Source organism: Gelidibacter sp., assembly GCF_035515035.1.
In the GTDB taxonomy this organism is placed as follows: Bacteria; Bacteroidota; Bacteroidia; order Flavobacteriales; family Flavobacteriaceae; genus Gelidibacter.
The window spans coordinates 1-12,631 of record NZ_DATJCA010000050.1 but is presented as its reverse complement, the minus strand read 5'-3'; the positions used below and the strand labels follow the sequence as shown (position 1 = coordinate 12,631).

Below are 12,631 nucleotides of genomic sequence, written 5' to 3'. Positions count from 1 at the left end.
CTCGCCTGTCACCAACACCGGCAATGATTCCAACTTTCACACTCGCATCAATATTCTCGATAAACTTTTGCAGAGCTCTCATTCCTGCCGGATTGTGGGCGTAGTCCAACAACACCTGAAAATTTTTAAACTGAAATAAATTGAGTCGTCCAGGAGTTTGTGCCGGAGAAGGAATAAAGGTCTCCAGGGCAACTTTCATTTCATCTATGGTGAATTTTTGGATATAGGCTGTAAGGACAGCAGGTAGAACATTTTGGATCATAAAGGTGGCGCGTCCTCCATAAGTTAACGGCACATTTACCGCTTTAATGATACGCATTTTCCATTCGCCACGGCACACCGTAATAAATCCGTTTTCATATACTGCAGTAAGACCACCTAACTTTTGCATCGCCTTGATCCTTGGGTTGTTCTCATCCATCGAAAACAGCGCCACATTACAGTTGACTGTACGTCGCATTTCGTATACCAAATCGTCATCAGCGTTTAAAATGGCATAGCCATCTGACGAAACTGTTTCAGGAATGACACCTTTTACTTTGGCGAGTTGCTCTATGGTATGAATTCCTTTTAGACCCAAATGATCGGCGGCTACATTAGTGACAATTCCAATATCACAATTATGAAATCCTAATCCTGCTCTCAAAAGTCCGCCCCTAGCACTTTCCAAAACTGCAAAATTGACGGTTGGGTCTTTCAGTACAAACTCTGCACTTGCGGGGCCAGTACAGTCGCCTTTCATCAGCAACCTGTTTTGGATATAAATGCCATCACTCGTCGTATAGCCCACTTTGAGACCTTTCATTTTTGCCATATGTGCAATAAGTCGCGTGGTTGTAGTTTTTCCATTCGTTCCAGTAACTGCAACTATAGGAATTCTACCGGTTACACCATGTGGGAACAATTTATCAATCACGTGCGCGGCCACGTTCCGTGGTAATCCTGAAGTAGGTGCCAAGTGCATTCTGAATCCCGGACCCGCATTGACTTCCAACACTGCACCTCCAGTTTCTTCAAGGGGCTTGCTGATATCTGTGGTCATGATATCTATGCCACAAATATCCAAATCAATTATTTTAGAAATACGCTCTACCATAAATACGTTGGCGGGATGCACGATATCGGTCACATCTTCCGCAGTACCTCCAGTACTTAAATTGGCAGTATCCTTCAATATCAGACGCTCATCTTTCTTAAGAACGCTGTCCAAAGTGTATCCACTTGCCGTAATGAGACCTATGGTCAAATCATTGACGCTAATTTGTGTCAATACATTTTCATGGCCATAACCACGACGTGGGTCCCTATTAACCTCATCTATGAGTTCCTGTATGGTAGAACTGCCATTACCTATGACATTTGCAGGTGTTCTCTTGGCTGCTGCAACCAAGACATTATTGATGACCAATAAACGGTAATCCTCACCTAGTATATATTTCTCAAGGATAACTGCACCATTTTTAGAACTTTCCTTAGCAATTCTAAAAGCTACCAAAGCATCTTCAACATTTTGAATATTCACGGTAATGCCGCGGCCATGATTTCCATCCACAGGTTTCACGACTAACGGAAACCCTACATAGTTGCATGCCTCTTCAACACTGCTTTCTCTTCTAATAATATCACCGCGTGGCGTTTGCACTTCTGCTTGCTCTAAGAGGTATTTGGTATCCTCTTTATCACAGGCCAATTCCACACCAATACTGCTGGTTTCACTAGTAACGGTAGCTTGAATGCGTTTTTGATTGGAACCATAACCCAATTGACATAAGGAATATTTATTCAAACGAATCCACGGAATGCCACGCGAAACAGCCTCTTCCACAATAGACCCTGTACTTGGACCCAAACGTTCTGCTTCTCGCAATTCGCGCATGCGTTGGATGTCATCGGTCATATCATAAGATTCTCCTGAAATTAGCGCTTCGCAAATGGCGACTGAAATTTTTGCTGCATACCGTCCTACGGACTCTTCCATATATGCAAAGACCACGTTATAAACGCCTTCTTCACCATAGCCCCTAGTGCGACCGAAACCAACATCCATTCCGGCTAAGGTTTGCACTTCTAAGGCAATATGCTCAATAACATGCCCCATCCAAGTGCCTTCTTCCACCCGTTGAAAAAAACCACCTGCGGTTCCAACAGAACAGCGATGCTCATACATTGTGGGGAACATAGCTTCCAAACGGTCCTTGAACCCTTCTATTTTATTGGATGGACGCTCCTCCATTTCCTCAAGATCAAGAACCATTACTATTAATTTATGGCGTCTTACGGACCAATAATTGGGACCTCGCATGGCATTAATCTCGCGTATTTTCATGAATTTTTAGGGTTTTGGTGGTTAAACTTGATATTTGCAAAAAGGATCAATCAATTCACGTACGACAAAGGAAATCCTCAACTCACTTCTTTTGAGTTTTTCTTTTTGTACATTTCCTAAATATAGAATTATTTTTTATTAAATAAGTTTAATTTAGCGAATTGCTAATCATAAGTATTTAAAATGACAGTAAAAGGAACATTGATTCCCATTGGTGGAAATGAAGATAAAGGAAAAAATGAAAGCGAAAAGCACACCCTGGAATTTATTGATGAAGGTATTTTATACCACGTCAAACAACAAGCTGGTGGAAAATACGCCAATATTGTTGTCATTACTACGGCATCAAGCATTCCAGAGGAAGTAGGCGAAAATTATCTTTCGGCCTTCACCGCATTAGGCTGTGAGAATGTGATTGTTTTAGACATAAGAAGCAAGGAAGATTCCGAAAAGCAAAGTTCTATAGATTTAATAAAAGCTGCCAACTGCATCATGTTTTCTGGAGGCGACCAATCAAAAATCACCAATAAAATTGGCGGTACTACGATCCATAAAATCATGTTAGAGCGGTTTCAAAACGAAGTCGGTTTTGTTATTGCCGGCACCAGTGCAGGTGCTATGGCTATGGGCAAAGAAATGATAGCTGGCGGAAAAGCTGCGGAAGCTTTTGTAAAAGGCGCCGTAACTATGTATAAGGGCTTGGGCTTTATTAAAGAGCTTATAATTGATACCCATTTTATTCAACGTGGTCGGTTTGGACGTGTCTCTGGTGCGGTAGCTAAATTTCCAAAACTTTTAGGTGTCGGATTGGCTGAGGATACGGGTTTGATCATTAAAAATGGGAAATGTCTGGTCATCGGGTCCGGAATGGTGATTATTTTTGATGGAAGCAGAATCTCCCATAACAAAGAGAAGGTATTGGACGACGGCACACCTATGACTATTGCGAATTTAACCGTTCATGTGCTTTCTAATGGCGACAGGTATTATATTGATGAACGCATGGTAAGCGTTTTACCGATTGAGGCTGATTTTATATAGAGAGCTATTATGCTTTAATGGAACACGGACCTGCCCGTCCGCTCAGGCAGGTGACACTGATTTAGGAATTTGTATGGTTTTTTACACACAGATTTCACGGATTGTCACGGATTTGCTTTTGTGATTTCACGGAGAACCGAGGAGATTACACAGAGATTCACGGAGAGTAATGATCTGTTGCAACCCATTAAGACATAGTTTTTCGTCTACGGGGCGAGAAATTAATTACACAGAAGTTTTAATTCGACAATTTACCTCTCACCTCTACCTGAATAACCACTAATTCCTAATGTCTAATCCCTATAAATAGAAATCTCCCTCTCCCCATCCGAAGTTCTAAAACCACGATACATCCCTTCCGTATTGAACGGCATCGCAATATTTCCATTAGCATCAACAGCTATCAATCCGCCGTCACCTCCTATTTTAAGAATACGATGATTGATGACTTCATCTGCAGCTTCTTGCAATGACCATCCTTTGTATTCCATTAGGCATGACACATCGTAAGCCACTACCCCTCTGATAAAATATTCACCACTTCCAGTGCAACTTACCGCGCAAGTGCTATTATTGGCATAAGTCCCCGCTCCAATCATCGGACTATCGCCAACACGGCCCCATTTTTTATTGGTCATCCCACCTGTCGATGTTGCCGCTGCTGTATTCCCATTTTGATCACACGCCACCGCACCAACGGTTCCAAATTTTCCGTCTTTTTTGACGCTGTGGTCCAATTGAAAACTATCGCTGTCTTTAATGCCTTGCCACTGTTGATAACGCACTTCATCATAAAAATATTCGGGATCCAAAATCTCATAACCATTACTTTTGGCGAAGGCCATGGCGCCTTCACCCGCCAGAAACACATGATAGCTTTTGTCCATAACATCACGTGCCAAGGCCACAGGATTTCTAATCCCGGTAATTAGAGACACCGCTCCAGCTTTGAGATTTTGCCCGTCCATAATGGCAGCATCCATTTCATGTGTGCCTTCAGCGGTAAAAACAGAACCTTTCCCCGCATTAAAAAGTGGGGTGTCCTCCAATAATTTAACCGCCGTTTCAACCGCATCAAGTGCCGTACCGCCAGATTCCAAAACCGAATAACCTGCAGTGAGCGCCGTTTCCAAAGCAGATTTATAAGCAGCTTCCAACTCGGCGGTCATTAATCCCTTCACTAAAGTACCTGCACCACCATGAATGGCAATGCTATATTTCCTATTCTTCATTTCTATTTTCTATTGCTGATCGTCATCCTCAAAAATACGCTTTGATTTTAAATATTTTTCATGGGCTGAGGATTCTTTTTGGTGTATTCCGCAGACCCTTCTGCCGAAGTGATAAGTCCCACAAATCCACGCAGATAAAAAATAGACTCTCTGTGTTCCTCCATGTAACTCTGCGAAACTCTGTGTAACACCCATCCAATTTCATAATAAGCACATCCCAACGCCCAAATCAAATTATCTTTTGTAATTTTATGATCTTCAAAAAAACAAATCCATGTCAGAAAAAAAACGACTGTTTTTAGTCGATGCCTACGCCTTAATTTTTAGAGGTTATTATGCCTTTATCAAGAACCCACAAATCAATTCTAAAGGAGAGGACACCTCAGCCATTATGGGGTTTATGAACTCTTTGTTGGACGTTATCAAAAGGGAACGCCCAGATCATTTAGCAGTGTGTTTTGACAAAGGCGGGAGTGTGGATCGGGTGGAAATGTTTGAAGCTTATAAGACCAATCGGGATGAAACACCTGAAGGCATTAGAACGGCAATTCCACATATTTACAATATTCTCAAGGCCATGCACATTCCTATAATGGTCAAGGAAGGCTATGAAGCAGATGACGTGATCGGAACCCTTTCCAGACAAGCAGAAGCGCAAGGTTATACCACCTATATGGTTACACCAGATAAGGATTTTGCTCAATTGGTTACAGAAAACGTGTTTATGTACCGACCAAAATCTTTTGGCGGTGGCTATGAAACCTGGGGAATTGAAGAAGTTAAGAAAAGATTTGAAGTTGAAACCCCACTTCAAGTCATAGATTTTTTAGGGATGATGGGCGATTCATCAGACAATATTCCAGGTTTACCAGGAGTTGGCGAAAAAACCGCAAAGAAATTCATCAAGCAGTTCGGGAGCATGGAAAATCTTTTAGCTAATACGCATGAGCTAAAAGGGAAAATGAAAGAAAACATTGAAGCCAATAAGGAATTGGGAATGCTCTCCAAAACGCTGGCCACCATCATGTTGGATGTGCCTGTAGAATTTTGTGAAACCGACTTTGAAATGTCCGAGCCCGATTTTGAAGCCGTCACAAACATTTTCCAGGAATTGGAGTTCAGACGTCTCACCGATAACTTCCTGAAAACCTTTACTCCAGAAGCGATGGCCAACGGAGGCACTGAACACAACAAAGTTGCGGGTGCTGGAAATTCACAAAATACAACTGCAGGCAAAGCTCCTACCGAACCCAAAGGATCAGCAGGATCTGGACAATTTTCTTTATTTGGCGCCACGCCATCTGAAAACAACGACCAAGCGGAAACAGTTTCAGAGTTTACTCGCAAAACAGCGGCAACCACCTCCCACTTCTATCAAAGTGTTGCGAGCGGGATGGCGACCAAACTGTTCATTCAAAATCTGATGAAACAATCCAGTGTGTGTTTTGATACCGAAACCACCGGCTTGGATCCGATTACTGCAGAATTGGTCGGGATTGCATTTTCATGGGAAGTTGGAAAAGGATTTTATATACCGTTTCCGGAAGATAAAGAGGAAGCTCAAAATCTGATTGAAGAACTACGTCCGTTTTTTGAGGCTGAAACCATTGAAAAAGTGGGGCAGAATCTAAAATATGATATTAAAGTGCTTCATAAATACAATATTCAGGTCAAAGGTAAATTGTTTGATACCATGTTGGCCCACTACCTCATCAATCCTGACATGCGCCATAATATGGATATCTTGGCAGAAACCTATCTCAATTATACGCCAATGCCCATTGAAGCATTGATTGGTAAAAAAGGCAAGAACCAACTGTCCATGCGCACGGTTTCGTTAGAAAAACAAACCGAATATGCTGTTGAAGATGCCGATATCACCTTGCAGCTTAAAGAGCATTTTGAAAAGGAACTGGGCGAAGCCAATACCCAAAAATTATTTGATGAGATTGAAATTCCGCTACTGCGCGTCCTTGCCGATATGGAATTGGAAGGCATCAATTTGGATGAGAAATTCCTGAATTCGTTATCCGAAAAGTTAGATAATGACATCAAAACCTTGGAAGCCAATATTTTTAAGGAAGCGGGTGAAGAATTCAACATTGCCTCGCCAAAACAGTTGGGTGATATTTTATTTGACAAGCTTAAATTGGTCGACAAACCTAAAAAGACCAAAACCGGTCAATACGCTACTGGTGAAGAAATTTTATCCTATTTAGCGAAAGACCATGCCATTATTCAGCATATTTTGGATTATCGTGGCCTGGCAAAACTGAAAAGCACCTATGTGGATGCGTTGCCAACTCAGGTAGAACCAACCACAGGCAGAGTCCATACCGATTATATGCAAACCGTGGCGGCAACAGGGCGCTTGAGCAGCAACAACCCGAATCTTCAAAACATTCCCATCCGTACAGAACGCGGACGTCAAGTACGTAAGGCCTTTGTGCCAAGAGACGAGAATTATGTGTTATTGGCAGCGGATTATTCCCAAATCGAATTGCGTATTATCGCAGCGTTGAGTGAAGAAGACAACATGATCAATGCCTTTAAGAACGGTGAGGATATTCACGCTTCTACCGCTTCAAAAGTATTTGGCGTGCCGTTGGCAGAAGTAACCCGTGAGCAACGTAGCAATGCCAAAACAGTCAATTTCGGGATCATCTACGGGGTCTCAGCATTTGGATTGAGCAATCAAACCGATTTATCCCGCAGTGAAGCCAAAGACCTGATCGATACCTACTATGCCACCTATCCAAAACTGCGTAATTATATTAGTGATCAAATTGAAATTGCACGAGAAAACGGCTACGTGCAGACCGTTTTAGGCCGTCGCCGTTATTTAAAGGATATCAATTCCAGAAACGCTGTCGTGAGAGGCGCGGCGGAACGTAATGCCGTGAACGCACCCATCCAAGGAAGTGCCGCGGATATTATCAAAGTGGCGATGATCAACATCCACAAAAAACTGGTTGACGAAAAGTTTAAAACTAAAATGCTCCTGCAAGTGCATGATGAATTGGTGTTTGATGTGTATAAACCTGAGTTGGAAGACATCAAAAAAATGGTCAAATCTGAAATGGAAAGTGCTTATGAACTAGCGGTGCCTTTGGTAGTGGATTTGGGCGTGGGGCAGGATTGGTTGGAGGCGCATTAAAATATTAAAATAGAACATAGACCGCTTCGCTTTTAGAATCAAGAATCAAGACTAGAATGTTTATAAATACAAGAGGTAATCATTAAAATTAAGTTTTGAATTATTTGATTTATTAACAACAGACTAAACCACTGATACATTGGTAAAATTTATAGTCAATAATTTACGACGGTATTATCTAGGAACGAATGAATTTATAAAAATTTCTGAAATTTTTGTCAAAAATTTAAATAGATTAAGTTTAGTTTTTGGGCGTTACCTGAAAAGGGTCGGGCTATCCGTTGCAAGTCCTCGCTCTTGCCTCGCTGTGGGCTTTCCACTGCAATTTAACGAAGCGGCATCACGAATTCCCATTAATAAAATAAAATTGGATTCGTAATCCCTAACGCACAGTTATAACGAAATATTCACCCTTAATAACTTTTGATTGGAAGTACCCATCAAATTTAATAACACAAATCTACTAACTCTTAGATGGAGGTGTAGAACGTAGATTTAAATTAGAAAAACAAAAAATATGATATTCAGAAAACTCGTTGGACTAGAGCCTTTGAAATTGATTCCTTCGGCTAATAAACAACTAGAATCTTTCTCCCAAACGCTCATTTCACATTAAAGTCAAAGTCTGTTGAAAACAATACCTGTCACTTGTGCACTAATTCATTTTGGGACTAAAGTATTAGCCGTTCAAAAAAGTGCACAAATGAAACTTCCTTTAAAATGGGAATTTGCCGGTGGCAAGATTGAACCAGGTGAATCTGACATTGATTGCGTTAAACGCGAAGTCTTTGAAGAATTAAACATACACATTGAGGTAAAAGAACGCCTTACTCCAGTCATTCATACCTATCCTGATTTTAAAATTAATTTGATACCTTTTGTGGCGGATTATGTGTCTGGCGATTTAAAATTGAAGGAGCATGCTGATTATGTTTTATGTGAGAAACATGAGTTGTGTAATTTGGATTGGGCGGAGGCGGATGTGCCTGTAATTAGGGAATATAATTCTATAACGATTTAGATGATGACACCTTCAACTTTTTCCAAGGTTCGGGAATAGCCATCAAGCGGTTTATAGTTTGGCAATAAGTCTTTCAATAAAGCCTCTACAACAATATGGGCCAGTTTTCCGCAGCCAGCAATGGCAAGTGTGTATGATTTCATGTATTTATTTTTAATGTTTTTCAATGGTTACATGCAATTCGCAATCAACCATTCTCATGCTTAATAAAGTATTTAGCATGCTCATTTCATAAGGGCTAATTTAGGGAATGTTTTGGGGATTGAGAGGGAATACTAAATGTCCGTTATTATCTTAAAGATAAAATCAGAGTTAAGTTGATATTGATTATTATATTTATGAAAATTATTGAATAAAAATTAAATTAACTATCCTTGAAAACCATACCTGTCACGTGTGCAATTATATATTTTGAAAATAAGATACTGGCCGTTCAAAGAAGTGAAACCATGAAACTACCTTTAAAATGGGAATTTCCCGGTGGGAAAATTGAGGATGGTGAAAATGAAGTAGAATGTATAAAACGTGAAATTTTAGAAGAATTGAATATTCATATAAAAATAAAAGGAAAACTAACTCCCATTCTTCATCAATATCCCACTCTTAAAATAAATTTGATACCGTTTATTGCGGAATATGTTTCTGGTGATTTATTATTAAAAGAACATTCTGACCATGTTTTTTTAGAGATGGATGAATTATACACTTTAGATTGGGCGGAGGCGGATTTACCTATTTTAAAAGAATTTACTGAACTATGAATCAAGGCATCTATGAGGAGCTAGTAACGCAACTAGTCTCTAATAAAATAAAAGAGATTGATAACGATAAATTCTTTTTAAAGAAAAATCTAATCGACAAAGAAGAAGCTTCACAAATTCTCTCTAGTCATTTATCAAAAACCCTTAATCATGCTTTTCAACTTATTAAAGGTGAAAACAAAGTAGAACATCAAATTGAAATTGCTAACAAAATAATTAGATTTCTAAAAGAAGAGCTTAATAAACAAGAGTTTCTAGATGACTTAATAAACGTTGAAGGAGAAATACTAAAAGCTGTATTCTCTAAAACGGATGTCCATTTTTCAAACTTAGACCTTCATTTAAAAGAAATAACCCCTTATACCAGATTAACGCAAAGCGAACTATTTACAGGTGGAAATGCCGGATTATCTTTAGAAAGTGAATTAAAAAAAGAAATTCTATCGTCTAATGAAATAAATTTTCTAGTCTCCTTTATTAAATTCAAAGGAATTATAATTCTTGAAAAAGAATTACGAGAATTCACAGAACGAGGTGGAAAACTAAAAGTCATCACTACTACTTACATGGGGGCTTCTGACTATAAAGCAATAAAACTATTAGCCAGTCTTCAAAATACAGAGGTCAAAATATCTTATAATACCGGAAACGAAAGATTACATGCTAAAGCATATTTATTTTATAGAGATTCAGGATTTCACACAGCTTATATCGGCTCCTCTAATTTCTCTAGGTCTGCATTAACGGATGGCTTGGAATGGAATTTAAAAGTAACCACCAAAGAAGTCAGCCACATCATTAGTAAATTCCAGAAAACATTTGACGCTTATTGGGAAAGTGATGACTTTGAGCTGTTTGATGATTCAATACATCACGAGAAATTAATAGATGCTTTAAAACAAAGTAAATTTAGCAAGCCTTATGAAAATACTGCTGCATTTTTCGACATCAAACCTTTTCCTTATCAAAATGAGGTGCTAGAAAAACTAGAAGTAGAAAGAACAGTTCATAACAGATACAGAAATCTTGTCGTTGCAGCTACAGGGACTGGGAAAACTGTTATTTCTGCATTCGATTACAAACGTTTCAAACAAGAAAACAAATCTTCAAAACTACTTTTCCTAGCACATAGAAAAGAAATATTACAAAAATCACTTTCAACATTCCAAGGCGTTTTAAGAAACAATAATATTGGCGAATTGTGGGTTGACGGAATGGTTCCAGATAATTTTGAATTTGTTTTTGCTTCTGTTCAATCATTAAACAATCAGCTTGAAAACGCTAATTTATCACCTGATTATTACGATTATATAATTATTGATGAATGTCACCATCAAACAGCAAACAGCTATAGGGCAATAATCAATTATTTTCAACCTAAAATTCTTCTTGGTCTTACAGCGACCCCTGAAAGAATGGATGGTGGCGATATTCTGGAAGACTTTGACAACAGAATCGCTGCAGAAATCAGGCTTCCTGAAGCAATGAATAGAAAGCTACTTTGTCCTTTTCAATATTTCGGGATTACAGATAGTATAGATTTATCCAATGTGAGTTGGGTAAGGGGAAAATATTTACCAAGCGAATTGACTAACATTTACACTGAAAGTGATAGACGAGTTAGAGAAATAATTGATGCTTTAGAGAAATACACAAAAGACATCCATGACGTCAGAGCCTTAGGATATTGTGTCTCTATGGAACATGCCAAATACATGGCTGAAAAATTCACTTTAGCTGGATTAAAAGCAGATTATTTAACAAGCAATAATAGCAATGACCGTCTTGCAATTCGTCAAAGTCTAGAAAAAAAGGAAATCAACTATTTGTTTGTTGTTGACATTTTTAATGAAGGTATCGACATTCCGCAAATAGACACATTACTATTCTTAAGACCAACAGAAAGTTTAACCGTATTTTTACAACAACTCGGAAGAGGGCTCAGGCTTTACGAGGAAAAAGACTCTTTAACAGTTTTAGATTTTGTTGGAAATTCCCACTCTGAATATAATTTCGAAAATAAATTTAGAGCATTAATTGGCAAAACAAATACTACGGTCGCCAAAGAAGTAGAGGACAATTTTCCTCACTTACCATTAGGCTGCTCAATTATTCTAGAGAAAAAAGCAAAAGACACCATTCTCAAAAATATAACTTCAGCAACTTTACTTAATAGGAGAAGAATTATTCAAAGAATTCAACAATTTCAGCACGATACTCACTTACCATTAACAATCGGAAATTTCAGCAAGTTGTACAATATTCCTTTACAATCAATTTATAAAAGAGGAAGCTGGAAACGTCTGTGCCAAATTGCGGGAAAACTAAATGATTTCGATTCGAAAAATGAAAAAGAAATAGTTTCGACTATTTCAAAAAAATGGCTTTCCACAAATTCATTGAGTTATTTTTCATTCATTTTAAAAATCGCACAACAAGATTTCAATATAGATATTTCTAAATTTAATAAAATTGAAAAACCAATGCTCTTAATGTTACATTACGATGTTTGGCAGGATGAAGGAGGTTTTGATTCTTTAGAAAATAGTATAAAAAAGATTGGAGCCAATAAAGTATTAGTTGAAGAAATAAAAGAAGTCTTAGAGTTATTAATTGAAAACATAAACTTTAAAGAAATACCAATTGACCTCCCTTACCAACAACCGTTAAAACTCCATAGTCGATATACTAGAGATCAAATTTTAGCTGCCTTTAAGTTCAGTACTTTCAAAAAGAAATCTTCAAATAGAGAAGGAACTGCCGAAAACAAAGATTTAAACACAGAAATTTTATTCATCAACCTTATTAAATCTGAAGAAAACTTTTCGCCAACAACAATGTATGATGATTATGCTGTAAATGAATTATTATTCCATTGGCAAACTCAAAATTCTGCTAGTCATCATTTAAAGAGGCTGCTTTATCTCTGGAAGTAACTCCACAGATTACACCTGATAACCGTATTATCATGGATGTGAAAGTGACTAAAGATGAGGCAGCCTCTTTAAATGATGTACTGGTTGCACCACTTGAACTGGCTTCTTGGTATGGAATTTCTGAACCTTTTAAGATTTTAGCCGTCTCTTTATCAGA

The 12,631-nt window shown here is 38.5% G+C and carries 8 protein-coding genes and 1 pseudogene; 6 read left to right on the top strand and 3 right to left on the bottom strand.

Going from position 1 to position 12,631, the window contains the following annotated elements:
* On the bottom strand, positions 1–2,326 hold a 2,326-nt coding region (cphA, locus tag VLZ86_RS04485), incomplete at its 3' end, for a cyanophycin synthetase (RefSeq protein WP_325449165.1).
* Positions 2,327–2,509: 183 nt separating this feature from the next.
* Between cphA and VLZ86_RS04480 the strand changes: the two genes are divergently transcribed.
* A complete protein-coding gene (locus VLZ86_RS04480; protein ID WP_325449162.1) occupies positions 2,510–3,367 on the top strand; it encodes a cyanophycinase in 858 nt (285 codons plus the stop codon).
* A gap of 293 nt (positions 3,368–3,660) precedes the next feature.
* On the opposite strand, the gene VLZ86_RS04475 is transcribed toward VLZ86_RS04480, so the two are convergent.
* Entirely contained in the window at positions 3,661–4,599 is a 939-nt protein-coding gene (locus VLZ86_RS04475; RefSeq protein ID WP_325449160.1) for an isoaspartyl peptidase/L-asparaginase, read from the bottom strand.
* A gap of 274 nt (positions 4,600–4,873) precedes the next feature.
* Between VLZ86_RS04475 and polA the strand changes: the two genes are divergently transcribed.
* Positions 4,874–7,756 carry a DNA polymerase I gene (gene polA, locus VLZ86_RS04470; RefSeq protein WP_325449158.1) on the top strand — a complete coding sequence of 961 codons (2,883 nt, stop codon included), beginning with the start codon at positions 4,874–4,876 and terminating at the stop codon, positions 7,754–7,756.
* 628 nt (positions 7,757–8,384) lie between these two features.
* A complete protein-coding gene (locus VLZ86_RS04465) occupies positions 8,385–8,777 on the top strand; it encodes a (deoxy)nucleoside triphosphate pyrophosphohydrolase (RefSeq protein WP_325449156.1) in 393 nt (130 codons plus the stop codon).
* On the opposite strand, the gene VLZ86_RS04460 is transcribed toward VLZ86_RS04465, so the two are convergent.
* Positions 8,774–8,920, bottom strand: coding sequence for a hypothetical protein (locus VLZ86_RS04460; RefSeq protein ID WP_325449154.1), 147 nt, complete (start codon positions 8,918–8,920; stop codon positions 8,774–8,776). The genes VLZ86_RS04465 and VLZ86_RS04460 overlap by 4 nt on opposite strands.
* Positions 8,921–9,151: 231 nt before the next feature.
* On the opposite strand from VLZ86_RS04460, the gene VLZ86_RS04455 reads away from it, so the two are divergent.
* From VLZ86_RS04455 to VLZ86_RS16290, 3 genes and pseudogenes are all read left to right on the top strand, one after another.
* On the top strand, positions 9,152–9,538 hold the full coding sequence (locus tag VLZ86_RS04455; RefSeq protein ID WP_325449152.1) for a (deoxy)nucleoside triphosphate pyrophosphohydrolase: 387 nt from the start codon (positions 9,152–9,154) through the stop codon (positions 9,536–9,538).
* The gene (locus VLZ86_RS04450) at positions 9,535–12,474 is read left to right on the top strand and encodes a DEAD/DEAH box helicase (RefSeq protein ID WP_325449151.1); all 2,940 of its coding nucleotides are present in this window, start codon (positions 9,535–9,537) and stop codon (positions 12,472–12,474) included. The genes VLZ86_RS04455 and VLZ86_RS04450 overlap by 4 nt, the downstream gene beginning before the upstream one ends.
* A pseudogene (locus VLZ86_RS16290) lies at positions 12,438–12,530 on the top strand (hypothetical protein); the annotation flags it as partial. The gene VLZ86_RS04450 and the pseudogene VLZ86_RS16290, both read left to right, overlap by 37 nt.
* Positions 12,531–12,631 lie beyond the last annotated feature (101 nt).

Coding starts and splice junctions, on each gene's coding strand:
- polA (WP_325449158.1), top strand. CDS start 4,874: ATGTCAGAAAAAAAACGACTGTTTTTAGTCGATGCCTACGCCTTAATT.
- VLZ86_RS04460 (WP_325449154.1), bottom strand. CDS start 8,920: ATGAAATCATACACACTTGCCATTGCTGGCTGCGGAAAACTGGCCCAT.
- VLZ86_RS04450 (WP_325449151.1), top strand. CDS start 9,535: ATGAATCAAGGCATCTATGAGGAGCTAGTAACGCAACTAGTCTCTAAT.
- VLZ86_RS04475 (WP_325449160.1), bottom strand. CDS start 4,599: ATGAAGAATAGGAAATATAGCATTGCCATTCATGGTGGTGCAGGTACT.
- VLZ86_RS04480 (WP_325449162.1), top strand. CDS start 2,510: ATGACAGTAAAAGGAACATTGATTCCCATTGGTGGAAATGAAGATAAA.